This window comes from Synechococcus sp. CBW1107 (assembly GCF_015841355.1).
In the GTDB taxonomy this organism is placed as follows: Bacteria; Cyanobacteriota; Cyanobacteriia; order PCC-6307; family Cyanobiaceae; genus Regnicoccus_A.
In genome coordinates, this window is the sequence record NZ_CP064908.1 from 2,250,112 (window position 1) to 2,273,418 (window position 23,307).

The window sequence follows — 23,307 nt, forward strand, 5'->3', positions numbered from 1 at the left end:
CTGCCCTGAACCGTGCCCCACCAGCGGCTCCTACAATCACACCATCGTTTCAGGTGACGCTTTGGCCAGCAGCTTCGCCAAGATGGCCCGACAGGCGGAGCAGACCAGCCGCACGGTCCAGGTCCCCAAGCAGGTGCTCGACACCCCTCCGCTGACGATTCACAGGCTGGGCGATCAGGTGCTGCGCCAGCCCGCCAAGCGCATCAGCAAGGTGGATGAATCGGTTCGTGAGCTGGCCCGCGACATGTTGCGCAGCATGTACAGCGCCCACGGCATCGGCCTGGCCGCACCCCAGGTGGGGGTGCACAAGCAGTTGCTGGTGATCGACCTCGATCCCGAGAACCCCGCCACGCCACCGATGGTGCTGGTGAATCCGGAACTGAACGCCACCAGCGCGGCGCTCAACACCTATGAGGAGGGCTGTCTGAGCATTCCCGGGGTCTACCTCTCCGTGGTGCGCCCGAGCGAGGCAGAGGTCAGTTACCGCGACGAGCAGGGGCGCCCACGCCGCATCAAGGCCGATGGCCTCCTCGCCCGCTGCATCCTCCACGAGATGGACCATCTCAAGGGGGTGCTCTTCGTCGATCTGGTCAGCGATGAGCTCAGTCTCAACGAGGAGCTCAAGGATCACGGCTTCCGCCGTGATGATGTCCACTCCCAGCGCTGATTCCCCATGCCGATGCAACCCCTCGCAGGGGTCTTTCTCGGGCTCGCCTGCCTGCTTGGCATCGCCGCCACCGGCTCGGTCTTCGAGCTCTCCTACGGCGAGCCTGACCTGGGGGTGCTCACCACGCGGCTGATTCTGGCGGCCTGTCTGCCCGGCACCCTGATCAGCCTGCTGGTCGCAATTCGTCTCAACAAGGCCAGCTGAGCGCCCCTGGCGGCACTTGATCTCACTTCTACGATCGGGCTCACCTCGTCTCGTTCACCGATGCGCGTCGCGCCACTGCCGCTCCTCCTGCGATCGTTCAGCACGCTGCTGTCCCCCCTGCCGGCAGTGCTGGTGCTGGGTGTTGCCGCCGCCGGCCCCGTCGCCGCCCAGGGAGCTCTGTTCAGTGCCCGTGACCTGGATCAGTCGAAGTTCGTGATGGTGGCGGCGCCGATCGGCGATGGCCTTCGCGCCCAGCTGAACATCTACGAGCAGGTGAGTGACCGCCGTCCCTGCTTCTCCACCAACGGCTCGTCGCCGACCCGGGTGGAGCCCCTGCTGGCCACCTTTGACTTCACCGGCATCTGCTCCCGCTACATGGATGGCAACGGCTATTCCCTGCGGGTGGGCGGCAGCGATCTGGGCACCGTGTACAGGCTGAGCGTGGTGCGGCAGGGCAGCGACAACATCCTGCTGGCCGCACCGGGCCGCAACCAGGCGGGTCCCGAGGTGGTGGTGGCCCGCACCCAGGGCCACAGCGACGGTTTCCTGCTGTTCGTTCCCGAACCGGGCTGGAAGCTGATGCGCCGCCACTTCGGCAACCGCGCCCTGGGGCATGTCTACCTGTACCGGGAGACCTGGCCGGGCCAGGAGGCCGCCCAGTCCGAGGCTCAGGCCCCAGCCGCCACCACCACCTCAGGTCAGGCTCCAGCAACCAGTCCGCCTGCGGTCTCCCCCGCCCCGGCCACTCCGGTGACCCTTTCGCCGATCCCCAGCTCCAAGGCCCAGCCGTGATCGGGGGCCGTTGAGCCGATTGCTACATTGACGTTCAACAAGCCCCACTGCGTGGTTCATGACCCAGGTCACCGTCGGCGAAAACGAAGGCATCGAGTCGGCCCTGCGCCGCTTCAAGCGGCAGGTGTCCAAAGCCGGCATCTTCGCCGACCTCAAGCGCCTGCGTCACCACGAGACGCCAACCGAGAAGTACAAGCGCAAGGCCCAGCAGCGTCGTCGTCGCCGCTGATCGCCCGCGGGGCTCGACCTGAACCTGATCAGATCAGCGCTGGCGCTGCTGTTCAGCGTTCCTGAACGACATTTCTCTGCCGACCTGGTCAAATGATCGGTACGACAGGGCTTCGCCTAGGTGCTGAGACTTCACCACCTGGGTTCCCTCCAGATCCGCCAGGGTGAGGGCGACCCGCAGCAGCCGCTCTCCAGCCCGGGCGCTCAGGCCCCGTCGAGCGATGGCCTGTTGCCAGAGCCTCTTCGAGCCTGGACTCAGCTCCACCAGGGTCCTGAGACTCGCGCCCTGAAGCTGTCCATTGGGCTGACCACCGGGATTGCGGCGCGCCATCCTCTGCCGAGCCCTCATCACCCGCGTCGCCACCACCGCCGTGCTCTCGGGACTGTCCTTCGGCCCGGCTGGCCGGGCTGCTCCCAGGCCGAAGCTGCGCACCAGGTCACCTGGGTCCAGACGCCCCATCACCACCTGCAGATCGAGGCGGTCAAGCAGGGGTCCCGACAGCCGCGACCAGTAGCGCCGCCGCTGGGCCTCGCCGCAGCAGCAGGTCCGCTCCGGATCCCCGAACCAGCCGCAGGGACAGGGGTTGGTGGCCGCCACCAGTGCCGCGCGGCAGGGAAAGCGATTCTGCTGACGTGAGCGGCTGATCCACACCTCCCCCTCCTCCAGGGGTTGGCGCAGCTGCTCGAGCACCTCGCGGCGAAACTCCGCCAGTTCATCGAGGAAGAGCACGCCATGGTGGGCCAGCGACAGCTCCCCGGGTCTCGGCGTGGCGCCACCGCCCACCAGGGCTGTGGCCGTGCAGCTGTGGTGGGGAGCCCGGAAAGGCCTTGAGCCGATCAGGCCGCCACCCTCCGGCAGCAGTCCAGCCACGGAATAGAGCTGGGTCAGCTCCAGGGCCTCCTGGCGGGGCAGGGGCGGCAGCAGACCCGCCAGGCGCCGCGCCAGCATCGTTTTGCCGCTGCCCGGTGGACCCACCAGCAGCAGGTGGTGGCCTCCGGCCGCGGCGATCTCCAGGGCACGCCGGCCGTGGGCCTGACCGATCACCTCAGCCAGGTCGGGCTGCTTCGCCTCCGGCTGCGTCAGGGCGGGTGCCGGAGCCGGAATGCCCTGCGCATCCGCCAGCCAGCCCATCAGCTGCGCCAGATCAGACGCCGGCCACACCTCCAGCCCCGCAACCAGCGCTGCCTCGCCGCCATTGGCCTGGGGCACCACCAGAGCTCTCGCTCCGGCACGTCTGGCGGCCAGGGCGAGAGCCATCACTCCACGCACCGGCCGCAGGCCGCCATCGAGGCCCAGCTCCCCGGTGCTCCAGATCCCCTGCATGTGCTCGGGCGAGAGCTGGCCCGAGGCCAGCAGCAGCCCCAGGGCGATCGGCAGATCGAAACCCGGCCCCTCCTTACGCAGATCCGCCGGGGCCAGGCTGACGATCACCCGGGTGAGGGGCATGCGGAAGCCGCTGTTGCGCAGGGCGGCCCGAACCCGCTCACGGGACTCGCGCACGGCCGCTTCCGCCAGACCGACGATCTGGAGCCCCGGCAGACCGGGGGCGATGTCCACCTCCACCGCCACCTCCCTGGCCTCCAGGCCCTGCAGGGTGGCGCTGCTGCAGCGTGCCAACATCGGCGCTCAGGCGTCCGGACACCCAGTCAGTGCCCCGCCTGTCTCACCCCCCCACCCGTTGCCGTTCAAGGCGGAGGCGTCATGGCTGAGAGCGACACGATTTTCGGGCGCATCCTGCGGGGCGAGATTCCCTGCGATCAGGTGCACGCCGATGAGCATTGCCTGGCCTTCCGTGACATCCAGCCCCAGGCGCCTGTGCACGTGCTGGTGATTCCGCGCGAGCCGCTGGTGAACCTGGCCGACGCCGAACCCCGCCACCAGGCCCTGCTGGGCCATCTGCTGCTGGTGGCGGCTCAGGTGGCGAAGCAGGAGGGGCTGAGCGGCTGGCGCATGGTCATCAACAACGGCGCCGAGGCCGGACAGACGGTCTTTCATCTGCATGTGCACGTGATCGGCGGCCGGCCCCTGCTCTGGCCCCCCGGCTGACGCCCGCCAGCGGCGACAATGAGCCGACTTGCAGCCGTTCATGCGTCCCCTCAAGGCCCTTCGCGAGCAGTTGGCCAAGCTGCAGCGCCTGGCCCAGCCCTACTTCCTGCCGCTGGATGAGGGGAATCGCGGCAGCGGCCAGTTCCTGCTGCTGGTGATCGCCCTGCTGGCGGTGGTGGTCGGGCTCACCCTGCTGCTGCTCACCGGGACGGTGGCCGCCGCCGGTGCCTGGATCCCCGACCTGCGCAGCCGCTTCCTGCCAGGGGTCCCCGAGCAGGTGGCGGCGATCTGGAACGGACCGATCGGCGTGGTCGTGATGGTCCTGTTCGCCGCCGGCCTCAGCTGCTTCGTGGCTCTGCGCGGCAAGCTGCGCCAGGGACGCTGGCTGCCCTGGCTGCTGCTCGGGGTGATCGCCCTGCTGATCCTGGTGATCAATGGCATCAACGTCGGCATCAGCTACATCGCCCGGAACATCGACAACGTTCTGGTGGCCTACAAGGAGGAGGAGTTCTGGAAGATCGTCGCGATCTACGCCTTCTGCCTGGTGCTGGCCCTGCCGATCCGCGCCATCCAGAGCTACCTGATCCCCAAGCTGGGCCTGATGTGGCGGGAATGGCTCAGTGGTCGCATGCTGGGCCGCTACCTCACCAACCGGGCCTACTACGTTCTCAATCCCAACGACGAGAGCATCGAGGAGATCGACAACCCGGACCAGCGGATCTCCCAGGACGCGGCCAGCTTCACGGCCACCAGCCTGAGCGTGACGGTGGAAATCATCGCCGCCCTGCTCACCTTCTTCAGTTTCATCATCGTTCTCTGGAGCATCAACCAGACCCTGGCCCTCTGGCTGCTGGCCTATTCGGTGGGGGGAACGGCCCTGATCGTGTTCGCCAGCCGCAAGCTGGTCAACCTGAACTATCAGCAGCTCAAGCTGGAGGCCGACTTCCGCTACGGCCTCGTCCACATCCGCGACAACGCTGAATCGATCGCCTTCTACCGGGGGGAGCGCCAGGAGCAGAAGGAGGGTGAACGCCGCCTCGACGGGGTCATCGTCAACTACAACCGGCTGATCATCTGGGAAGCCCTGATCCAGGTGATCCAGCGCTCGTACGACTACTTCTCGCGCTTCCTGCCCTGGCTCGTGATCGCGCCGATCTACTTCGCCAAGCAGGTGGACTTCGGGGTCTTCGGCCAGGCCAGCATCGCCTTTTCCCAGGTGCTGTTCTCGGTCAGCTACATCGTCAACAACATCGACCGGCTGGCCGCCTTCTCCGCCTCCATCAGCCGTCTCGAGGGCTTCCAGGGCAAGGTGGAGGCGATCAATGCCGAGATGGCCGAGTTCGTGGCCGCCGAGCAGGCCTCCGCCGGAGGCGCCATGGGTGCCGCAGCCGCAGCCGTGCGTCCCGAGTCGATCCTGGTGAGCCACGTGGATCTGGTGCCGCCCCGCACCAGCCGCCTGCTGGTGAGCGATCTCAGCCTGGAGGTGACAGCCCACCAGAGGCTGCTGGTGGTCGGGCCTTCGGGCTGCGGCAAGACCTCCTTCCTGCGGCTGGTGAGTGGGCTCTGGCCTCCGGCCGCCGGCCATGTGCAGCGCCCGCCGGTGGGTGAGCTGATGTTCATTCCCCAGAAGCCCTACATGCTGCTGGGCAGCCTGCGGGAGCAGCTCTGCTACCCCCAGCCCACCGATCGCTTCAGCGACGACCAGCTGCGCCACGTGCTCGAGGAGGTGCGCCTGCCCGAACTGGTGAGCCGCTACCCCGATCTGGACATCAAGCAGGACTGGCCCCGGTTGCTCTCGCTCGGCGAGCAGCAGCGTCTGGCCTTCGCCCGGCTGCTGCTCAACTCCCCCCGCTTCGTGGTTCTCGACGAGGCCACCAGCGCCCTTGACGTGGCCACCGAGAAGGCCCTCTACGAGCTGCTGGTGGAGCGGGAGATGGCTTTCGTGAGTGTGGGTCACAGGCCCACCCTGGTGGCCTTCCACGACACCGTGCTCGAGCTCGACGGCCAGGGCGGCTGGCGGCTGCTGCCCGCCGCCGGTTATGACTTTGGCCGCAACCGTGAGCCCTGATGACATCCCCTGTCCCTGCCGGTGACCCTGAGGTCGTTCCAGCCACCAGTGCCACCACCTCCGAAGTGCCGGCGTTCGGCTGGAGCAGCTACGCGGAGCGGGTGAACGGGCGCTTCGCCATGCTCGGCTTTGCCGCCGTGCTGCTGATTGAGGCACTCAGCGGCGACACCTTCCTGCACTGGGCGGGCCTCGTGCCCTGAGTCTCAGGGGAGCTCGATCAGGTCCACCTGCCAGAGGCCGCCGCGGCTGACCTGAACAGCCAGCACGCGTCCATCCGCGCCCAGCTGCACCTGCCGGGGGACTCCCGGCGGATCCAGCGGCAGCGGCTGCAGACCCGCCCTGCTGCGGAGGTAGAGCACCAGTTCGGTGCGGCCGTCCCGCTGGCGGATCAGCGCGATCCGCTCACCGCTGGCATCGACACTGACGTTCAGGGGCTGGGCGTCGGGCCGGTTCAGGCCCTGCAGGGGGACGGGCCGGTTCTGATCCAGGTCGATCAGCTCAACCCGCTCGCGTCCGTCACGCCCGCTGATCAGGGCCAGCCAGCGGCCGCTCAGAGAGGGATCGCGGTTGCTGCCGTTCTGCTCCAGCCGTTGGTTGACGGCTGGCAGGGGCCGCAGTGGTGTGGCCGCGCAGGCGGTGAGCAGGCCGGCGGCCAGCAGGGTCAACGCCAGCTGTGCCAGCCCCTGCCGGGGGGCACCTGACTCAGTCCTCCCCTGGGGTGTCATGGCGTTGCTCCGGCCGGCGTGCGCAGCAGCACTCCGGCCGGCGGATCGACCTCCAGCACCCCCCCCAGCTCGAACACCTCCACCCGCCAGCGGCCGGCGGATACCAGTTGCAGGGCGAGGCGCTGGCCGTCGGGCGCCAGGCTCAGTCGCACCGGTTCGCGCCCGCCCGGCAGGGGCAAGGGCAGCAGCCGGTCGGTGAGGCGATCTTCGATCACCGCCAGGCGCCTGTCGCCCCGCTGCACGATCAGGGCCAGGTAGCGGCCTCTCCAGCTCAGGGAGGGGGAGCTGTGGGGCTGCCAGCGGTTGAGGTGGCGCAGAGGCAACACCCGTCCGGTGGCGCGTTCCTGGAGAAGAACGGTGGAGCGACCCTGTCGTTCGATCACGCTGGCCAGCAGACGACCATCACCGCTGAGGGCTGGATCCTGGCGGCTGAGGCTCGACGACCAGCCAGGGCCAGGAGCTGGCCGGGTTCGGCGGGCCCACGGCAGGGAGCATGCACTCAGAAGAACCGCCAGGACCGCCGCCGTCACCGTCAGTGAGCGGGGCCTCGGCAGGGTGATCAGCTGTCGAAACGGGAGGTGTTGTCCCGGGGCCGGCTGCTGGAAGGGGTGGGCCTCAGCGGGGTGTAGTCGGCATCGCTCACGGGGGTGCCGGTGGGGGTGGAACCGGCACCAGAACCGGAGCTGGTCGTGGTGCTGGGGCGGTTGCGGATCGGAGTGCCCTGGGGGACGCCAGGGGGAGTGCCCGATGCCGGATCCGTGCCGCCGGCCGGGCCGGGCCGGCGGCTGGAGCGAGGCATGGTCTCGGCGCTGGGCACCGGACGGCTGCCGCGACGGGGCTCGATGCCGCTGTCGCGCTCCCGCCGGCGGGAACCGAAGGCCGGGCCTGAGGGTGCCGTGCTGGATGGCGCGGTGCTGGAGATCCCGGCCCTGCGGGTGCTGTAGGCGTCGGGCTCGCGTCGGGGGCTGGTTTCAGGAGCGTCCCAGGAGCTGTCGCCTGCCGGGCGGCGGCTGGTTTCAGGAGCGTCCCAGGAGCTGTCGCCTGCCGGGCGGCGGCTGGCGGCACGCTCGGGAATGGCAGGACGGGCGGCCTCACGACGGGGGCGGTAGAAGCTGGGTTCGTCGTCCGCTTCCTCGTTGAGGGGGGAGCGGATCCGCCGGCGCAGGGGCTGGGGCTCCTCGAAGCGCTCCATGTCGTCATCCCAGCCGGGACGCCCGCCGACCCTGGGCCTGGCGGGCATGGGCTCGTCGTCGTCGAAGTAGGAGGAGCGCCGTGCCTGCTCGGTGGTGACGCCCCGCAGGCGCACGCTTTCGTAGGCGAAGAAGACGGTGGTTCCCGCCAGCAGGAACTGGCCGAACTGAAGGATCGGATCGAGCCGCCAGCCCTGGAAGAAGAGAATCCCGCCACAGAGCAGACCCACGGCGGCGAAGAAGACGTCGTAGTCGCGGGCGAGGGCAGGCTTGAAGCTCCTCATGAAATAGAGGAACGCACCACCGACGGCCAACACGATGCCGACGATGCTGGCCCAGTTCAGGCTGGCATTGACCACGTCTGAAACCTCAGGCGAACGACTTGTTCCGTCCGCCAGGGGTGAACGGCAGTTCCAGTTTAGGGACCTGGAACGGAAGAATCAGCGGCAGCTCAGAGCTTGCGGTCGACCTGGTCGTTCTGGCTGATCAGCACCAGGGCGATGGTGATCGGAATCACCACGATCAGCGCTCCGTACACGAGGCTGCTGAGGAAGTTGGAGAGGGATGGGGTCATGGCGCCATGGGATCCGCACCGGATCTTAGGCAGCGGTGCCCGCTTCCTACGATGGGACCACCGCTGCTTACCGCTTTGTGACGGCCGTCTCCGTGCTGGTCTCTGCCCTGCCGGTGCTCCACACCGCGCTGGCTCTGGGCCTGGCGGCCTGGACCCTGCTGTTCCTGTTCCGCATCGTGCTCACCTGGTACCCACAGGTGGATCTGAACCGCGGGGCGATGCGCCTGATCGGCTGGCCCACCGAGGGGCTGTTGCGCTTCAGCCGCCGGCTGATTCCCGCCATCGGCGGCGTCGATGTGACCCCGGTGATCTGGGTGGGGCTGATCAGCCTGCTCAGGGAGCTGGTGGTGGGACAGCAGGGGCTGCTCACCCAGGTGCTGCGTCAGAGCCAGTCCATTGTCTGAGTGCGTCCATGGCCATGGCCTGAAGCCGGCGGTTCGTCGCCGGGTCAGCCGCGCGGATCAGCAGGCGGCAGCATCTCCTGCTCCACGAACTTGGTGTGGACATCGCCGCTCTGGAACTCGGGCCGATCCAGCAGGGCGAGGTGGAACTCGATCGTGGTGGGGATACCGGTGATCGCACATTCGCTCAGGGCCCGGCGCATGCGCTTGACGGCCGCCTCGCGATCGAGCCCCCAGACAATCAGCTTGCCGATCAGCGAGTCGTAGAAGGGGGGGATTTCGTAGCCTGTATAGACGTGGCTGTCGACCCGCACGCCCGGCCCCCCCGGTGGCAACCAGCCGGTGATCCGGCCCGGGGCCGGCCGGAAGTTCTGCTGCGGGTCTTCGGCATTGATGCGGCATTCGATCGCATGGCCGCGCAGCTGCACGTCCTCCTGGCGCATGCTCAGGGGCTCGCCCCCGGCGATGCGCAGTTGCTCGGCGATCAGATCAAAGCCGGTGACCATCTCCGTGACGGGATGCTCCACCTGGATGCGGGTGTTCATCTCCATGAAATAGAAGCTGCCGCTGCGATCCACGAGGAACTCCACGGTGCCCGCGCCCTCATAGGTGATGCTGCGGGCTGCCGCCACCGCCGCCTCGCCCATGCGCCGTCGCAGCTCAGGATCCAGCGCCGGACTGGGGGCTTCCTCCAGCAGCTTCTGGTGTCGGCGCTGGATCGAGCAGTCGCGCTCGCCCAGGTGCACGACATTGCCGTGGCGGTCAGCCAGGATCTGCACCTCGACGTGGCGGGGCCGCTCGATGAACTTCTCCATGTAGAGGCCGGGGTTGCCGAAGGCCGCTTCCGCTTCCCCCTGAGCTGCCTTGAAGAGTCCCTCGAGCTGCTCCGGCTCCTGCACCAGGCGCATGCCACGGCCACCACCGCCGGCCGTGGCCTTGATCATCACGGGGAAGCCCATGCGCCCAGCCAGCACGGAGGCCTCCCGGGCGTCCTCCAGCAGACCTTCACTGCCGGGGATGGTGGGAACTCCAACCCGCTGCATGGTGGCCTTGGCCGTGGATTTGTCCCCCATGGCCCGGATCGCCTCCGGGGATGGTCCGACGAAGGTGAGGCCGTGGGCGGTGCAGATTTCCGCGAATCGGTCGTTCTCGGCCAGGAAGCCATAACCGGGATGGATCGCATCGGCGCCCCGGGAGATCGCCGCGGCAATGATGTTGGGAATGTTGAGATAGCTCTTGCTGCTGGGGGCTTCCCCCACGCAGACCGCCTCGTCGGCCAGTTGCACGTGCAGGGCGTTGCGGTCGACGGTGCTGTAGACCGCCACTGTGCTGATGCCCAGTTCGCGGCAGCTGCGCAGGATTCTGAGAGAAATCTCGCCACGGTTGGCGATCAGCAGCTTGCCGATGGGCATCCGTGGTGGGTCAAGGCCGCTGCGGACTGTATCAGTGCTGACCCTTGACTCCGCAGTTCGGCGGAGGCCGGGACCGGCGATGGGTATATTGACGAGCCGAAGGGAGTCCAGACTCCTGACGGCCACGCGGATGTGGTGGAATTGGTAGACACGCACGTTTGAGGGGCGTGTGGCTTCGGCCTTGCGAGTTCAAGTCTCGCCATCCGCATTTTCCCTTCCCACAACTTGAGAGAGCCGCTGCTGAGCCGCACGCCCACCACAGCGATCGTGCTGGTGTGCAACGGCCCTGGCGAACTCACCACCTGGGTGCGCCCTCTTGCCCAGCGCCTGCATCGTCAGCTGGAGCTTCAACCCGTCGTGCCTGGGGCGGCGTGCTCCCTGGAGCTGGTGCTCGTGCCCTGCCCCAACGCCACCGGCAGCGAAGCGCGGGTGGCCCGTGACCTCGGCCTGTTCTCCCGCATCGTGCCGGCCCGGAAGTTCTGGGAACTGCTGGTCAGGCCCCGGCGCCATGGACCCTGGCCCGCCCATGGGGTGGTGGTCTTCCTGGGCGGAGATCAGTTCTGGACCGTGCTGCTCTCGGCGCGTCTCGGTTACCGCCACCTCACGTATGCCGAGTGGGTGGCCCGTTGGCCGCGCTGGAACGACCGCATCGCCGCGATGGGCCCCCAGGCCGCCACGCGCCTGCCTCCCCGCTGGCGCAAGCGCTGCACGGTGGTGGGGGATCTGATGGCCGATCTCTCCGAGGAGGCGCGGGCGGTGGCTCCCCTGCCCGAGGGGGAGTGGGTGGCCCTGCTGCCCGGCTCCAAACGGGCGAAGCTGCAGGTGGGTGTTCCTTTCCTGCTCGACACCGCCGATCGACTCGCCCGCCTGCGGCCCGGGTGTCGCTTCATCCTGCCGGTGGCACCGACCACCAGCGTGCCCGATCTGCTGGCCTACGGAGGCAGCGGCAACCCGATTCAGCGCCACTACGGCGGTCAGCCGCCCCGGCTGCTCGAGCCGGAGGCCGGCTCCGGCCAGCGCTGGCTGATCAGCGGGGCCGGCACCCCCATCCTGCTGTTCGAGCAGCATCCGGCCCATGCCCCCCTGAGCCAGTGCGCTCTGGCGCTCACCACCGTGGGGGCGAACACGGCTGAACTCGGGGCCCTCGGTGTGCCGATGATCGTCCTGGTGCCCACCCAGCATCTGCAGGTGATGCAGGCCTGGGACGGCTGGCTGGGTCTGCTGGCGCGCCTGCCCCTGCTGCGCTGGTTGCTGGGCCTGGCGCTCACGGCCTGGCGCATGCGCCAGCGGGGGTTTCTGGCCTGGCCGAACATCTCGGCTGGACGTGCCGTGGTGCCCGAGCGGGTGGGAGCGATCACGCCCGCCGAGATCGCTGCCGAGGCCAATGAGTGGCTGGCCCACCCGGAGCGGCTGCGGGGCCAGCGCGACGATCTGCGCAGCCTGCGCGGCCAGCCCGGGGCCGTGGCGGCCCTGGCGGCGATGGTGCAGGAGCTTCTGCCGGCTGCCTAAATTGACGGCAGCAGACCTTTCTTGCCCGATGGCCAGCTCCGACACGGCCGCCACGCCAGCCCCCTCCGATCACGACTGGCGTGAGCGCCTCACGCCCGAGCAGTACGAGGTGGCCCGTTGCGGCGGGACCGAGCGGGCCTTCACCGGGGCCTACTGGAACACCAAGCAGGAGGGTCGCTACGACTGCATCTGCTGCGGTTCGCCCCTGTTCGGCTCCAGCGCCAAGTTCGATTCCGGTACGGGCTGGCCCAGCTTCTGGGACGGGCTCGATCCCGCAGCGATCACCACCATCGAGGACCGCAGCCACGGCATGGTGCGAACCGAAATCCGCTGTGCCAGGTGTGAGGCCCACCTGGGCCACCTCTTCCATGACGGCCCCGGCCCCACGGGCCTTCGCTACTGCGTGAACTCGGCCTCCCTGAACTTCAGGCCGGCGGACTGAGGCCCCCCGGCCGGCCTATCCCAGGATTCACCCGGTCACCAGTCACCAGGGATCCGAGAAGCGCTCCTCATTCGTGCGGGGGCGGGCCGGGGGCTCCAGCACCTCCGGTTCCGGCTCCTGCCTCCCCCGGTAGGGCTCGGGTTCCACATCAAGCGGCTGACGCTGCTGGTCTCCGCTGGAGCGAAGCGGAGCCTGACGGGGCTGCTGGGGCAGGGGGCTCCGGCGTCTTGGTTCGTCGTCGTACTCATCTTCGTCGAGGTACCGCCGCTGACGCAGGGGTTCCTGACGGCGGCGCTCCAGCTCCACGTACTCCAGTTCCTCCTGCTCCTCCACCTGCACGGCACGGCTGGAGGCGGGCTGAATCCGGCGCTGCTCCTGGACGCTGGGCTGTCCGGAGGCCAGCTGGTTCTCCACCGGCACCATGGTCTGGCGGAAGCGGTCCCGCTCCTCCTGCTCCCAGCTGGGGCCGCCGATGCCCAGTTTCTCGAGCAGGCCGCTGCCCAGCTGCTTGAGTTTCTCCTCAGCGCCCTCGTACACGATGATCCGATCGGGCCCGCTGCTCACGATCTCCTCGACGCTCAGTTCCCAGGTGCTGAGCACCCCTTCGCCAAGCAGTGGAACACCGAGGGCTCCCAGCACCAGGGTGGTGAGCTCTCCGGTTTCGATGTCGAAGCTGAAGCCCAGCACCCGTCCCAGCTGTTCGCCCGACTCGCTGATCACCTGGCAGTTGATCACCTTGCTGTAGCGATCGGGGTTGAACCCTTCCGCCAGGGAATCGGCGGAATCCACCAGCACCACATCGCCCACCTGGCGGATGCGATCGAGCGGCATCCAGCGTGGCAGACCAGGCAGAAAGCGGGTGAAGGGGTTGTCGCGCAGACCGAGCGCCACCACCTCCCGGCGGTCGATGTCGACCACCACTTCGCCCACCACGCCCAGCCGGCGGCCGGTGTCGCGGGTGATCACCTGGGTTCCCATCAGCTCGGAGCGCAGCCAGAGCCTGTCGCTGGGGGCGGCGCCGGAAGGGTCGGCGGAGGGAGGGTAGGAGGAGGTCAAAGGCCAGATCCCGGGCGGGTGTCGGCGAAGTGGGTGGTCGGATCATTGTGACCCACCGCACCGGTTCAGGCGGCGGTGGGCATCCCGACCACCTGGGTGTGGGCCCCACGGGCCTGAGTCACCCCCACCGTGCGGGTAGCGGCGGCGATCATCGGCCTGCGGTGGCTGACCACCAGGAACTGGGCCTGATCGGCCTGGCTGGCGATCAGCGCGGCCAGCCGCTCCACATTCACACCATCGAGGAAGCTGTCGACCTCGTCGAGGGCATAGAAGGGGGAAGGGCGGAAGCGCTGCAGGGCGAACAGGAAGCTCAGGGCCGTGAGCGACTTCTCCCCACCCGACATCGAGGCCAGCCGGCGCACGGTCTTGCCCTTGGGGTGGGCCACCAGGGTGAGCCCGCCTTCGAGGGGCTGGGCCTCGTTCTCCAGCTGCAGGTGCCCTTCGCCTTCGGAGAGTCCGGCGAAGATCGTGCGGAAGTGGCCATCCACGGCGTGGAACGCCTCCAGGAACGCCTCCTGGCGCAGGGTGGCCACGGTCTCGATACGCAGCAGCAGTTCCTCCCGTTCGCTGGAGAGCACCTCCAGCCGGCTGGCGAGGTCGGCCAGGCGCTGCTCCAGCTGCTCCAGTTCCTCCAGAGCCAGCATGTTCACCGGCTCCAGAGCTTCCATGCGCTGCTGCAGCCGCTGCAACTCCTGCTGCAGCGCTTCGAGGCCTGCTGAGCGCAGCTCCTCGGAGATCTCGGGCAGGGGATCGGGCAGGGCCCGCTCCATCGCCTCCAGCCGCAGGGCCTGAGACCGCTCCTGCTCTCCGAGCGCCAGGCGCTCCTCCCCCAGCCGCTGCAGGTCCCACTGGCGTTGCTGCAAGGCCTGCCGTTGCTGGGCCACCTGGGCTTCGGCGGCATCGCGGGCCCGGCGCCGTTCGCCGAAACGCTCCTGCAGCCGTTGCTGCTGCCCCTCCAGCTCCGCCTGGCGTTCCTGGCCCTGGCGTTCCTGCTCGCGCCGTTGACGGTGCTCTTCGGCCAGGCTGAGCACAGCCTGCTGCAACCGCGCTTCCTCCCCGGCGAGGGCTTCGAGCTGATCCCCGAGGCGGGTGAGGCTCAAGCTGCGCTCCCGCTGGGCCAGCAGCAGGGCGTCCCGCTGCTCGCGAGCGCTGGCCAGCCGCTGATCGGCCGCCTCCAGGTCGCGTTGCAGGCCCTGCCAGCGGGCGCTGTCTCCGGACGCCTGGGCTTCGGCCTCGGCCACCTCCAGCCCGGCCAGGTCCAGCAGCATGGGGGCCAGCTCGCGCTCCAGCTGCTGGCGGCGCTGCCGGCCGCTCTCCAGGCCCTCCCGGGTGTGGTTGAGCCGTTGCTGGAGCTGCTCCATCCGTTGCAGCTGGGGCCCCAGGGCCCGCTCCGCCGCCGCCCGCTCCGCTGTCAGGGCGGCCCGGCGCTGCTGTCCCTCCTGCAGCGCCGGGCGCAGCTTCTCCAGCTGCCGGCCCAGATCGGCCTCTCGGCGGCGGCAGACCACCAGGCTCTCCCCCAGCTCTAGCAGGCGGCGCCGGTGGGGCTCCGCCTCGTCCTGCTCACCGGCGCGTCCGAAGCTGAGCTGGCCGGAGCGCTGCTGCAGGCTGCCGCCGGTCATGGCGCCGCTGCGCTCCAGCAGTTCCCCTTCCAGGGTCACGGCCCGGCAGCGGCCGAGTTCCCGTCGCGCACTGGACAGGTCTTCGAACACCAGGGTGTCGCCGAAGACGTGGCGGAAGACGTCGGTGTAGACGGGCTCGAAGCGCAGCAGATCGATGGCGCGGCCCACCAGCCCGCCGGCGCCGGAGTGACCGGTTCCGCCACGCTCCAGGGCGGCGTTGCCACCTCCACTGCCACTGCCGCGGATCTTGTTGAGCGGCAGGAAGGTGAGGCGACCGGCCCGGCGGCTCTTGAGCAGCTCGATCGCCTGGGAGGCGATGCGGTCGTCATCGACCACCACCTGGGCCAGGCGGCCGCCGGCGGCCACCTCCAGGGCCAGCCGGAAGCGCTCCTCCACCTCGGCCAGTTGAGCCACGGGGCCGTGCAGCCCCCCCAGACCCGATTCCAGCAGCAGGCGCAGGGCACCGGTGCCACGGCTCTCCTGGAGGGTGTCGCGGCGGCTTTCGATCCGGGCGATCTCCCGCTCCAGCTGGGCCTGTTCCTGCTCCAGTCGGGTGCGGGTGCGTTGCTGCAGGGCCAGGGTCTCTGCCAGCTCCCGGGCCTGACTCTGTTGCTGCTCCACCTGGGCCTGCACAGCTTCGGCTTCGGCCAGCAGCTCCTGCAGGCGCCGCTGCTGCTCCCGGTCGGCGCTGCCACCGCTGGCCAGCTCCCCCTCCAGTTCCAGCAGGCGCTCCTCGGCCTGGCGCAGTCTCTCGCTGAGCTGCTGCTGTTCCGCCAGCAGGGGCGCCACCGACTGCTGCAGCTCCTGACGCCGCTGGCTGCGGTGCTTCTGCTCCTCCAGCCAGGTGCCGGAGCGACCTGCCACGTCCCCCAGCCGTCGCCGGGAGAGCTCCACCGCGCTCTCAGCGCTCAGGCAGGCCTGCTCCGCCGCCGCCAGGGCGCTGGCGTGCCGGTCATCGGCGCTGAGCTCCTGGCGCTGGCGCTGCAGCTCGGCGTGCTGGCGCTGCAGCTCCTGACGCTGGCCCTGAAGGGACTCCGCCTGCTGCTGTTGCCGCTCCGCCTGGCGCTTCAGCTCGCGGGCGCTGGTCTCCAGGCCGGCCAGTTCCGCCTGCACCACCAGCAGGCTGTCCTCCCCGAGGGCCTTGACCTCGGCCTGAAGCAGGCTGAGCCCTGCGCTGGCCTGCTTCAGGGCCTCCTGGGCGGCGGCGAGGGCCGTGCGGTCGTTCAGCTCCTGGGCCTCCAGGGCCTGTTGACGCCGCTGCAGGGCCTCCAGCTGGCTGCCGGCCTGTTCATGGGCGAGCACCTGTTCCTGAAGGCGGCCGAGCTGCTGGCGCTGCCTCAGGTCCTGATAGGTGCGGGCCTTGGCGCAGTCGCGCTCCAGCCTCTGGCGGGCCCCCAGCAACTCCTGTTCGACGATGCGGCAGCGTTCCTGGCGCTCCTGCACCTCATCGAGCTTGGCGCGGGTCTGGTCGATGCGGGAATCGAACAGGGCAACCCCGGCCAGTTCATCGATCAGTCCCCGCCGTTCGCGGGCGCCCATCGAGACGATCCGGGTCACATCTCCCTGCATGACCACGTTGCTGCCTTCGGGATCCACGCGCAGTCGCCGCAGCTGGCTCTGCAGCTGCTGCAGGTTGCAGGGAACTCCGTCGGCGCTGTAACTGCTGCTGTAGGTGCCGCCGGGGGCCAGCCGCAGCCGCCGGCTCACGGTCCATTCCTTCTGCCCCGTCTGGATCCAGGGTCCCTCCGCCGGGGCCTCCAGCCCCGCTTCGGCCGGATCGGGCTGCCAGTCGCTGAGGTCGAAGCGCACACTCACCACCGTTTCGGCGGCCTTGCCCTGACGCACCACGGCGCTGTTGATCAGGTCGGGCAGCCGCTCGGCGCGCATGCCGCGGCTGCTGGCCAGGCCGAGGCAGAACAGCACGGCATCAAGAATGTTGCTCTTGCCTGAGCCGTTTGGGCCGGTGATCACGGTGAAGGATGGCTCCAGCCGGATCGCCATCGCTCCGCCGAACGACTTGAACTGAGAGAGTTCGACCTGATTGATGTAAACCAACAGGCCCGCGTGCAGTGCTGAGCACCCAGAACCTAGCGGAACCGGTGACGATCTCAAGCCCCTACCTATCGTGAAGGTCAGAGTCCCCGAGGAACGTCACGTCATGGAACCCGAAACCCCCATCGTCAGTCGCGATCGCTTCCGCGAGCGTTTCGATGCCCTGCTGCCCACCATCCAGCGTGAGTGGCCGCAGGTGGCCCGCGAAACCCTGGAGGCCACCCGCGGCAGCCTCGATGAGGTGGTCTCGGTGATCGCCCAGCAGACCGGCCGCACCGCCAGCGGCGTGCAGGAGCAACTGCTCGACCTGGTCCATGTGGCGGGCGATCGCACCCGCGACCTGGTGGATCGCATCGGTCCTCTGGAGGAACAGCTGGAGCATCTTCTCGATGAACTCAACAGCAGCCTGCGGCCCCGGATCGAGAAGCCCGTGCGTGAACGCCCCTTGCTGGCGGTGGGTGTGGCCGCGGCGGTGGGCCTGATCGCCGGGCTGCTGCTGGCTCCGGGCCGGCGTTCCTCATGAGTCCGGCCGACGATGATCGCCAGGGGCGGCGCTCAGGCGGCGCCGGGATGGGCCGGGTGGCGGCGGGTCGTGTCACGGCGCTGGTGACGTCGGTGATGGACCTGCACGTGCGCATCGCGCTGCAGGAGGTGGATCACGAAAAGCGGCGGCTGATCAGCGGTGGCGTGCTGCTGGCGGCCGGCGGCACGCTGATGCTGCTGGCCTCGGTGGCTGGCCACGTGGCCCTGGTGCTGTGGCTGCACCAGAGCTTCGGCTGGGGCTGGCTCCAGGCTGTGCTGCTGCTGCTGGTGGTGGATCTGGTGTTGGCTGGTGTGCTGCTGCGCATCGGCGGTCAGCTGATCCAGGGCCCCTACCTTCCCCAGACCACCGCAGGACTGAGCAAAACCACCCGCGCCCTGCTGGGCCGATGAGCCCGAAGCCGTTTCCCCGATCCAGCCACGACCCCGCGGAGCTGGAGCAGCCTCAGGATCCGCCGCCGCAGGAAACGGCGGAACAACGGCGCCAGGACGTGCTGCTCACCGAGCTCTGGTGCCAGATGCTGATCGATTGCCATGATCTGGCTGAGGCGTTGCCCGAGGGTCTGCCATCCGAGCCGGTACCCAGCCGGATCTGGAGCAGCCTGCGCCGGGAGTCGGTGCCCAGCGCCTCCAGCCTGGAGCGGTTGTCACCGGAGATCCGGGCCGAATTGCGCCTGCAGACCGGTTGCGCCTGTGGCTTCCATCACCTGCAGCGGATCGGTTACGCCGATGTGTGCGAGCGGGCCAACCAGTTGCAGACCGCGGGGGATGAGGGCTCCTATCTCGGCGGTTGTCTGCTGCTGCTGCTCTCCCTGGTGCTGGGCCTGCCCCCCAGCGAAGCGATGGTGACTCAGCTCAGCCAGCACTACAGCAATGCCGATGCTGATCTGGAGCGCTGCGAGCAGTTCCTCTTCGAGCTGATGCTCTCACTGCTGGCCCGCCACACCCAGGAGGTGCTCCAGGCCTGCGCCCAGGGCGAGGACGAGGAGGCCTAGGGGCTGCCTGTGGAGCCAGTGGCTCAGTGGGTCCCGTATCAGCGGATCTCGTAGTGCAGCCAACGGCAGTCGATGCCTCCATTGCTCACCGGAATCCGCCGCCGGGCCTTCATGCGCAGGGCCCCGGTGAGTTCCGGGTTGCCGCTGAGCAGCCACAGGCTCCACCCCGAGCAGCGTCGCTTGAGCATCGCGCCGAGATCGGCGTAGAGGCCTTCGAGGTCGTCGCCACCCCCGAGCCTGGCGCCGTAGGGCGGGTTGCAGACGATCACTCCAGGTCCACCGGGCGGCTCGAAGTCGCGGCAGTCGCCCTGCTGCAGGTGCACGTGCTCCGCCACGCCGGCGCTGACGCTGTTGGCGCGGGCCTGTGCGAGCACATCGGGGTCGCATTCCAGCCCCACGATCGGCTTCAGCGCGGGGGGCTCCGCCGCCATGGCCTGGGCGGCCTGCACCTCCCGCTCCCAGAGCGTGTCCTTGAAATCGGGCCAGTGGCGCAGCAGCTGCGGCCGCGGCGTTCCTCCGAGGGGATCGAGGCCAGGCACGCGGCCGAGCTGCCGGCAGGCGGCTTCGATCAGCAGGGTGCCGGAGCCGCAGAGGGGATCGGCGAGGGGCACCGAGCCATCCCAGCCCGTGAGCGCGATCAGGCCACTGGCGAGGTTTTCCTTCAACGGCGCCAGGCCCACGGCGGCCCGCCAGCCGCGCCGGTGCAGGCTGCCGCCAGCCCCGTCCACACTCAGCACCCCCACGCCGCCGCGTCCGCCGGGCACCTGGCCCAGATGCAGATGCAGGCAGAGCTCGGGGTCGTTGAGATCGATCGAGGAGCGCTCGCCCCAGCGCTGCCGCTGCCCATCCACCAAAGCATTCTTCACCTGCAGTGCGGTGAAGTGGCTGTGGGCCAGACCAGGCAGGCTGCCACTCACATCCACCCGAAAGCTGCGGCTCGGCGGCAGCCACTGATCCCAGTCGACGGCTCCGGCCACGGCCTCATAGAGCTGGCGGGGGCCGTCGCAGCTGAAGCGGGCCAGCTCCCGCAGGATCCGGAAGGGAAGCCTGGCCTGCAGCTGCAGGCGGTAGAAGCCCTCCAGATCGGTGCGAAAGGCCACGGCCCGCCGCAACACCTGCACCGAGGTGGCGCCCAGAGCGTTGAGCTCAGCGGCGCCTTCCGCCTCGAGGCCGGGGGGCAGCACGGCCACACCGGCCAGCGGCTCGCCGATGAATCGGCCCATCCTGGTTTCGCTCCGCTGCCTGGGTTCGGTCATGCCCACCCTGCCGCTCTGCCCGCCGGCCCTTGTCTGCTGCCACAATGACAAGGTCCGTCCTCGGGCGGACTAGGTGGCTCACACCGGTGCTTCGGACAGCGGTTCGATTCCGCTCAGCTCCATTCCACCCCCGCTGCGGCGGCGGTTGTCGGGGGGCTGCAATGGTTTCGACGGGGTATGAGGAGGGTGACTGAAGCCTGCTCGGTAAGAGCAAACCCGTAACAGCGAACAACATCGTTCGTTTCTCCCGTCAGACCGCCCCTGTGGCCGCCTGACTCCTATAGGGAGATGGGGTAGGTCAGCCTTATCACCCAAATGACCCATGGGGGGCTGGAAGGCCCCCTTCCCATTGCAATTACTGGTGTCTTACGAGTCTCGTCAGCCCCGCACCAACAACTGTTTGGCCGTTCGCACCACCGACGGCCGCTACCAGTCGATCACCTACACGACCAAGGCCGACTGCAACTGAGCCAAGGAACTACTCAGTAGTAGCGACAGCTCTCCACGCCTGGTTATGCCGGGCCTGGAGAGCTTTGTTGCTGATGCCCCTGCAGGCCCACAAGCCATCCGCAACCTCTTGATCCCGCTGTCATTCGAGCTACCAAAAGGCAATAGCGGGACTGCAGCTGGAGCAAAGATCCTGCTGACTCTTAGATTTGACCTACGGATTACTGGCGACGGATCGGGCCTTTGGTCCGAGCATCGGAATCGAACCAACTGCTCTCATTGGCGATGCGGGGATCGCCTTGAATCGTGAAGGTGATAAAGCCGGTTTTGAAAACCAAGGCACCGTCACTGAGCTTGCTGGCGACAGACTTGCCATTTACCAACACCTTGTTTTTGTTATCAATGCGGATGGTGGCCACGGTTTGCCCGGTAGCGCCCCTCCGAGTGGTGTAACTCAGGAGGTCCTGTGACCCTCTCCGGAGGGTGAACAGGAGCAGTCAGGGGATGACTGCTTGGAAGCTGATTGCGCAGCTCCATTGATCCATTATGAACCCTGATCGCTGAATTGGCAACTCAGCGATCGATGTGTTCTGTGTAGATCGAGGTAGAAGCTGGTGCGCTTCAGCTGATGGTTGCAGCCGGCTGGGCGTTCGGATCTGCATCGGTGAGCTCCAAGGGCTCTTCTGGCTCTGGGATCTTGGCCATGGTGGCCTCAGAGAAGAAGCGGCGACGCTCCAGCTGCCATTCCTCCTGCTGCTCCAGCAGCTGGCTGCCCACCAGGCGCACGATCGCTGGATCATTGGGGAAGATGCCGACCACGTTGGTGCGGCGTTTGATCTCCTTGTTGAGGCGCTCGAGCGGGTTGGTGCTCCAGACCTTGCGCCAGTGCTCCTGGGGGAAGTGCAGGAAGGCCAGCACGTCGTCCCGGGCGGCTTCCATCACGGGCACGGCGCCGGGGAACTGCTTGCGCAGCATCTCGGTGACCCGCTGCCAGTGGGCGCGCACCTGATCTGGAGCCTGGATCACGAACACCGCTTTCATGGCAGCGGCCACCATGTCCTGGCCGGCCTTGGGCACATGGCTCAGCAGGTTGCGCAGGAAGTGCACCCGGCACCTCTGCCAGCTACTGCCCTGGAACATCCGCTTGATCGCTGCCGTCAGGCCCAGGTGGGCATCCGAGATCACCAGGCGGGTGCCGTCGAGGCCACGCTCCTTGAGTGAGCCCAGGAACTGACGCCAGAAGCCCTCCGCCTCGCTGTCGCCCACGGCAATGCCGAGAACTTCGCGGTAGCCGAGGGCATTGATGCCGATCGCCACCACCACCGCCCGCGACACCACCTGCATATTTCGGCCCAGGCGGCCGTGGAGGTAGGTGGCGTCGAGGTAGACGTAGGGAAAGCGGGCATGGTCAAGCGGCCGGCCCAGAAAGGCTTTCACCTGCTCATCGAGCCCCTGGCAGATGCGGCTCACCTCCGATTTGGAGATGCCGCTGGCCCCGCCCAGCGCCTCCACCAGGGCGTCGACCTTGCGGGTGGAGATCCCGCCGGTGTAGGCCTCCATCACCACGGCGTAGAGCGCCTTGTCCACCCGGCGGCGTGGCTCCAGCCAGCTGGGAAAGAAGCTGCCCTGCCGCAACCTGGGAATGGCCAGGCTGAGGTCGCCCACCTGGGTGGTGAGCAGCCGCTCCCGGTAGCCGTTGCGATGGGTGGAGCGCTGATCGGGGCAGCGCTCATGGAGTTGAGCGCCCGTGAGGGCAGAAACCTCGGCTTCCAGCAGGTCCTGGAAACCCCGGCGCACGATCTCTGGGATCAGGGCGCCAGCGGTGGTGCCCTCCATGAGCTGGCTCAGCTCGGAGGCGCCACTATGGGTGAGGGTCATGGTCTGTGTTCGGTTTGGTGGTAGTTCTCCGAACAGGGTCACAGACCGGCCCACCCATTGCCACAGCTGAAATCTGAGGGAGGTGAGCCGTCAGCCCCGGCTACGCCGGGGCTGATCCTCCTGAGTTACACCACTTGCTGGGACGCCGCTGTTTGCCCAGTTCCGGGATTCTTGGCGACCCACTTGCCGGCGTAAGGCGAAGCGGCGACAGCCGGTGCCGTTCCGAAACCAGCTTTGGCGTTTTCGGCTTTGCTCTTGTTGATGTCGCAGCCTTTCAACTCTGTTAGCTGGGTACAGCCAGATTTCTCGAGCTTCTTGGCATAAGCCGGATCAATGGCATGTGAAGCAAGAGGCAAGAACAGCCCGCTCGCGGCGACCGCGGCAAGGAGAATGCGCTTTTCCTGTTTCATTTTGAAAACATTTTTGGGTTGTTGAGAGAAATTATTGCAAAGCCAAGAGTTTAAATCCTTTTTAAGCTTAGCACTGCAAGAATTATCACAAGCCAGTGTAACACTGGCAAAGCAGCGTGGTCAACAAGCGATCGTCAGTTCTGTCGCTGCCATATAGAGGGTGGCTTGTCAAGAGCTGGCTTTTGGCAAGCCGCAGCCCTCAATTCTAAATTACAGGACTGACAACGCAGTGCCCCAGCAACGCATGGTTGAAACCTCCTCCACCGTGTCTGAAGTTGCATGCCCTGATTGATTGGTGGTGAGTGATGCAGCACGCATGAGCGGTGCAGATCGGTGCTGACATAACACGCGGCCTGACTGACATCGGGATCGTGGGGCATCACGCGCAGTGCAGCGTGAATGTGACCAAGCGCCTGACTGAAGTGTTGCCACTGAGCAGCTGCGCTGACAGCAGGCTGACCAAACTGTTATCCAGCCTGCGGCTCAATCGCCCAGGCATCAGAGGGAACCAGGAAGCGGAGGCCGACGCCAGCACTGATCGCGTCCCTATACCTGCCAAGAACTCAGCAGGTGAGGGTGTCAGGAGCCCGTGGTGTGACATTTGCAGAACCTTCGGCTCTTACCTTGATGGTCGCTGCCCCCCTCCCCCCTGATTGGCTCAGCTGGTAGCGAAGCCTGAAGTGGGGATGGGAAAACAATTTACGGCTGATCGTCGAACTAGACGTTCGGGTTGTGAACGTTGTCCAGGCGAGCCGAGAGTCTGCGCTTCTCGCCATGATCTCAGACGAAGACATC

General features: G+C 67.8%; 25 protein-coding genes and 1 tRNA gene. 14 read left to right on the top strand and 12 right to left on the bottom strand.

What is annotated here, in order from left to right; all coding sequences use genetic code 11:
* Positions 1–61 precede the first annotated feature (61 nt).
* The 4 genes from def to rpsU are packed head-to-tail and all read left to right on the top strand — an operon-like array spanning position 62 to position 1,892.
* Entirely contained in the window at positions 62–667 is a 606-nt protein-coding gene (gene def / locus I1E95_RS11715) for a peptide deformylase (protein ID WP_197162469.1), read from the top strand.
* Positions 668–673: 6 nt separating this feature from the next.
* A complete protein-coding gene (locus tag I1E95_RS11720; protein WP_197162471.1) occupies positions 674–871 on the top strand; it encodes a hypothetical protein in 198 nt (65 codons plus the stop codon).
* A 60-nt stretch (positions 872–931) separates the two neighbouring features.
* Entirely contained in the window at positions 932–1,663 is a 732-nt protein-coding gene (locus I1E95_RS11725; RefSeq protein ID WP_197162472.1) for a DUF3747 domain-containing protein, read from the top strand.
* Positions 1,664–1,721: 58 nt separating this feature from the next.
* Positions 1,722–1,892, top strand: coding sequence for a 30S ribosomal protein S21 (gene rpsU / locus I1E95_RS11730; protein ID WP_006172073.1), 171 nt, complete (start codon positions 1,722–1,724; stop codon positions 1,890–1,892).
* A gap of 33 nt (positions 1,893–1,925) precedes the next feature.
* Here the strand turns inward: rpsU and I1E95_RS11735 are convergent, their stop codons facing one another.
* The gene (locus I1E95_RS11735; protein WP_197162473.1) at positions 1,926–3,512 is read right to left on the bottom strand and encodes a YifB family Mg chelatase-like AAA ATPase; all 1,587 of its coding nucleotides are present in this window, start codon (positions 3,510–3,512) and stop codon (positions 1,926–1,928) included.
* Positions 3,513–3,593: 81 nt separating this feature from the next.
* Between I1E95_RS11735 and I1E95_RS11740 the strand changes: the two genes are divergently transcribed.
* From I1E95_RS11740 to I1E95_RS11750, 3 genes are read left to right on the top strand one after another with little or no spacing between them, the layout of a single operon-like run.
* Positions 3,594–3,938 carry a histidine triad nucleotide-binding protein gene (locus I1E95_RS11740; RefSeq protein ID WP_197162475.1) on the top strand — a complete coding sequence of 115 codons (345 nt, stop codon included), beginning with the start codon at positions 3,594–3,596 and terminating at the stop codon, positions 3,936–3,938.
* 40 nt (positions 3,939–3,978) lie between these two features.
* Complete coding sequence (locus tag I1E95_RS11745; RefSeq protein WP_197162477.1) at positions 3,979–6,006, top strand: ABC transporter ATP-binding protein/permease; 2,028 nt, start codon at positions 3,979–3,981, stop codon at positions 6,004–6,006.
* On the top strand, positions 6,006–6,206 hold the full coding sequence (locus I1E95_RS11750; protein ID WP_197162479.1) for a chlorophyll a/b-binding protein: 201 nt from the start codon (positions 6,006–6,008) through the stop codon (positions 6,204–6,206). Before I1E95_RS11745 ends, I1E95_RS11750 begins: the two co-directional genes overlap by 1 nt.
* Positions 6,207–6,209: 3 nt before the next feature.
* Here I1E95_RS11750 and I1E95_RS11755 read toward each other — a convergent pair whose 3' ends face one another.
* From I1E95_RS11755 to psbX, 4 genes are all read right to left on the bottom strand, one after another.
* Complete coding sequence (locus tag I1E95_RS11755; RefSeq protein WP_197162481.1) at positions 6,210–6,731, bottom strand: hypothetical protein; 522 nt, start codon at positions 6,729–6,731, stop codon at positions 6,210–6,212.
* Complete coding sequence (locus I1E95_RS11760; RefSeq protein ID WP_370594591.1) at positions 6,728–7,267, bottom strand: Tol biopolymer transporter periplasmic protein; 540 nt, start codon at positions 7,265–7,267, stop codon at positions 6,728–6,730. The genes I1E95_RS11755 and I1E95_RS11760 overlap by 4 nt, the downstream gene beginning before the upstream one ends.
* Before the next feature lie 23 nt (positions 7,268–7,290).
* Positions 7,291–8,280, bottom strand: a complete 990-nt coding sequence (locus tag I1E95_RS11765; RefSeq protein WP_197162482.1) for a Ycf66 family protein — start codon at positions 8,278–8,280, stop codon at positions 7,291–7,293.
* A 92-nt stretch (positions 8,281–8,372) separates the two neighbouring features.
* Positions 8,373–8,495: a photosystem II reaction center X protein gene (gene psbX, locus I1E95_RS11770; RefSeq protein ID WP_197162484.1), complete on the bottom strand. Its 123-nt coding sequence runs from the start codon at positions 8,493–8,495 to the stop codon at positions 8,373–8,375.
* 77 nt (positions 8,496–8,572) lie between these two features.
* On the opposite strand from psbX, the gene I1E95_RS11775 reads away from it, so the two are divergent.
* Positions 8,573–8,899: a YggT family protein gene (locus tag I1E95_RS11775; protein ID WP_197167450.1), complete on the top strand. Its 327-nt coding sequence runs from the start codon at positions 8,573–8,575 to the stop codon at positions 8,897–8,899.
* Positions 8,900–8,943: 44 nt separating this feature from the next.
* Here the strand turns inward: I1E95_RS11775 and accC are convergent, their stop codons facing one another.
* Positions 8,944–10,308, bottom strand: coding sequence for an acetyl-CoA carboxylase biotin carboxylase subunit (gene accC, locus I1E95_RS11780; protein WP_197162486.1), 1,365 nt, complete (start codon positions 10,306–10,308; stop codon positions 8,944–8,946).
* A 126-nt stretch (positions 10,309–10,434) separates the two neighbouring features.
* Here accC and I1E95_RS11785 point away from each other — a divergent pair.
* The 3 genes from I1E95_RS11785 (at position 10,435) to msrB (ending at position 12,259) form a co-directional block, all read left to right on the top strand.
* A tRNA-Leu gene (locus I1E95_RS11785) sits at positions 10,435–10,516 on the top strand.
* 17 nt (positions 10,517–10,533) lie between these two features.
* The gene (locus tag I1E95_RS11790; RefSeq protein ID WP_197162488.1) at positions 10,534–11,817 is read left to right on the top strand and encodes a glycosyl transferase; all 1,284 of its coding nucleotides are present in this window, start codon (positions 10,534–10,536) and stop codon (positions 11,815–11,817) included.
* A gap of 28 nt (positions 11,818–11,845) precedes the next feature.
* Positions 11,846–12,259, top strand: a complete 414-nt coding sequence (gene msrB / locus I1E95_RS11795; protein ID WP_197162490.1) for a peptide-methionine (R)-S-oxide reductase MsrB — start codon at positions 11,846–11,848, stop codon at positions 12,257–12,259.
* A 42-nt stretch (positions 12,260–12,301) separates the two neighbouring features.
* Here msrB and I1E95_RS11800 read toward each other — a convergent pair whose 3' ends face one another.
* Positions 12,302–13,315, bottom strand: coding sequence for a PRC-barrel domain-containing protein (locus tag I1E95_RS11800; RefSeq protein ID WP_197162492.1), 1,014 nt, complete (start codon positions 13,313–13,315; stop codon positions 12,302–12,304).
* A 65-nt stretch (positions 13,316–13,380) separates the two neighbouring features.
* Positions 13,381–16,989 (bottom strand): chromosome segregation protein SMC, encoded by a 3,609-nt coding sequence (gene smc / locus I1E95_RS11805; protein ID WP_197162494.1) that lies wholly within the window; start codon positions 16,987–16,989, stop codon positions 13,381–13,383.
* 103 nt (positions 16,990–17,092) lie between these two features.
* On the opposite strand from smc, the gene I1E95_RS11810 reads away from it, so the two are divergent.
* The 3 genes from I1E95_RS11810 to I1E95_RS11820 are packed head-to-tail and all read left to right on the top strand — an operon-like array spanning position 17,093 to position 18,521.
* Positions 17,093–17,509, top strand: coding sequence for a YqjD family protein (locus I1E95_RS11810; protein ID WP_197162495.1), 417 nt, complete (start codon positions 17,093–17,095; stop codon positions 17,507–17,509).
* The gene (locus I1E95_RS11815) at positions 17,506–17,919 is read left to right on the top strand and encodes a phage holin family protein (protein ID WP_231594598.1); all 414 of its coding nucleotides are present in this window, start codon (positions 17,506–17,508) and stop codon (positions 17,917–17,919) included. Before I1E95_RS11810 ends, I1E95_RS11815 begins: the two co-directional genes overlap by 4 nt.
* Positions 17,916–18,521: a hypothetical protein gene (locus I1E95_RS11820; protein WP_197162497.1), complete on the top strand. Its 606-nt coding sequence runs from the start codon at positions 17,916–17,918 to the stop codon at positions 18,519–18,521. Before I1E95_RS11815 ends, I1E95_RS11820 begins: the two co-directional genes overlap by 4 nt.
* 38 nt (positions 18,522–18,559) lie before the next feature.
* Here the strand turns inward: I1E95_RS11820 and I1E95_RS11825 are convergent, their stop codons facing one another.
* From I1E95_RS11825 to I1E95_RS11845, 4 genes are all read right to left on the bottom strand, one after another.
* Positions 18,560–19,777, bottom strand: a complete 1,218-nt coding sequence (locus I1E95_RS11825) for a class I SAM-dependent RNA methyltransferase (RefSeq protein WP_231594600.1) — start codon at positions 19,775–19,777, stop codon at positions 18,560–18,562.
* A 668-nt stretch (positions 19,778–20,445) separates the two neighbouring features.
* Positions 20,446–20,643, bottom strand: a complete 198-nt coding sequence (locus I1E95_RS11835) for a hypothetical protein (protein ID WP_197162499.1) — start codon at positions 20,641–20,643, stop codon at positions 20,446–20,448.
* A gap of 202 nt (positions 20,644–20,845) precedes the next feature.
* A complete protein-coding gene (locus I1E95_RS11840) occupies positions 20,846–22,102 on the bottom strand; it encodes an IS256 family transposase (protein ID WP_197161565.1) in 1,257 nt (418 codons plus the stop codon).
* 125 nt (positions 22,103–22,227) lie between these two features.
* Entirely contained in the window at positions 22,228–22,512 is a 285-nt protein-coding gene (locus tag I1E95_RS11845) for a hypothetical protein (RefSeq protein WP_197162501.1), read from the bottom strand.
* Positions 22,513–23,307 lie beyond the last annotated feature (795 nt).

What these genes read in the sequence shown, in the direction of transcription:
- I1E95_RS11740 (WP_197162475.1), top strand. Translation starts at nt 3,594, where the DNA reads ATGGCTGAGAGCGACACGATTTTCGGGCGCATCCTGCGGGGCGAGATT.
- I1E95_RS11820 (WP_197162497.1), top strand. Translation starts at nt 17,916, where the DNA reads ATGAGCCCGAAGCCGTTTCCCCGATCCAGCCACGACCCCGCGGAGCTG.
- I1E95_RS11825 (WP_231594600.1), bottom strand. Translation starts at nt 19,777, where the DNA reads ATGACCGAACCCAGGCAGCGGAGCGAAACCAGGATGGGCCGATTCATC.
- msrB (WP_197162490.1), top strand. Translation starts at nt 11,846, where the DNA reads ATGGCCAGCTCCGACACGGCCGCCACGCCAGCCCCCTCCGATCACGAC.
- I1E95_RS11735 (WP_197162473.1), bottom strand. Translation starts at nt 3,512, where the DNA reads ATGTTGGCACGCTGCAGCAGCGCCACCCTGCAGGGCCTGGAGGCCAGG.
- I1E95_RS11720 (WP_197162471.1), top strand. Translation starts at nt 674, where the DNA reads ATGCCGATGCAACCCCTCGCAGGGGTCTTTCTCGGGCTCGCCTGCCTG.
- I1E95_RS11750 (WP_197162479.1), top strand. Translation starts at nt 6,006, where the DNA reads ATGACATCCCCTGTCCCTGCCGGTGACCCTGAGGTCGTTCCAGCCACC.
- I1E95_RS11845 (WP_197162501.1), bottom strand. Translation starts at nt 22,512, where the DNA reads ATGAAACAGGAAAAGCGCATTCTCCTTGCCGCGGTCGCCGCGAGCGGG.
- I1E95_RS11725 (WP_197162472.1), top strand. Translation starts at nt 932, where the DNA reads ATGCGCGTCGCGCCACTGCCGCTCCTCCTGCGATCGTTCAGCACGCTG.
- rpsU (WP_006172073.1), top strand. Translation starts at nt 1,722, where the DNA reads ATGACCCAGGTCACCGTCGGCGAAAACGAAGGCATCGAGTCGGCCCTG.
- I1E95_RS11815 (WP_231594598.1), top strand. Translation starts at nt 17,506, where the DNA reads ATGAGTCCGGCCGACGATGATCGCCAGGGGCGGCGCTCAGGCGGCGCC.
- I1E95_RS11745 (WP_197162477.1), top strand. Translation starts at nt 3,979, where the DNA reads ATGCGTCCCCTCAAGGCCCTTCGCGAGCAGTTGGCCAAGCTGCAGCGC.
- accC (WP_197162486.1), bottom strand. Translation starts at nt 10,308, where the DNA reads ATGCCCATCGGCAAGCTGCTGATCGCCAACCGTGGCGAGATTTCTCTC.
- I1E95_RS11840 (WP_197161565.1), bottom strand. Translation starts at nt 22,102, where the DNA reads ATGACCCTCACCCATAGTGGCGCCTCCGAGCTGAGCCAGCTCATGGAG.
- psbX (WP_197162484.1), bottom strand. Translation starts at nt 8,495, where the DNA reads ATGACCCCATCCCTCTCCAACTTCCTCAGCAGCCTCGTGTACGGAGCG.
- I1E95_RS11810 (WP_197162495.1), top strand. Translation starts at nt 17,093, where the DNA reads ATGGAACCCGAAACCCCCATCGTCAGTCGCGATCGCTTCCGCGAGCGT.
- I1E95_RS11755 (WP_197162481.1), bottom strand. Translation starts at nt 6,731, where the DNA reads ATGACACCCCAGGGGAGGACTGAGTCAGGTGCCCCCCGGCAGGGGCTG.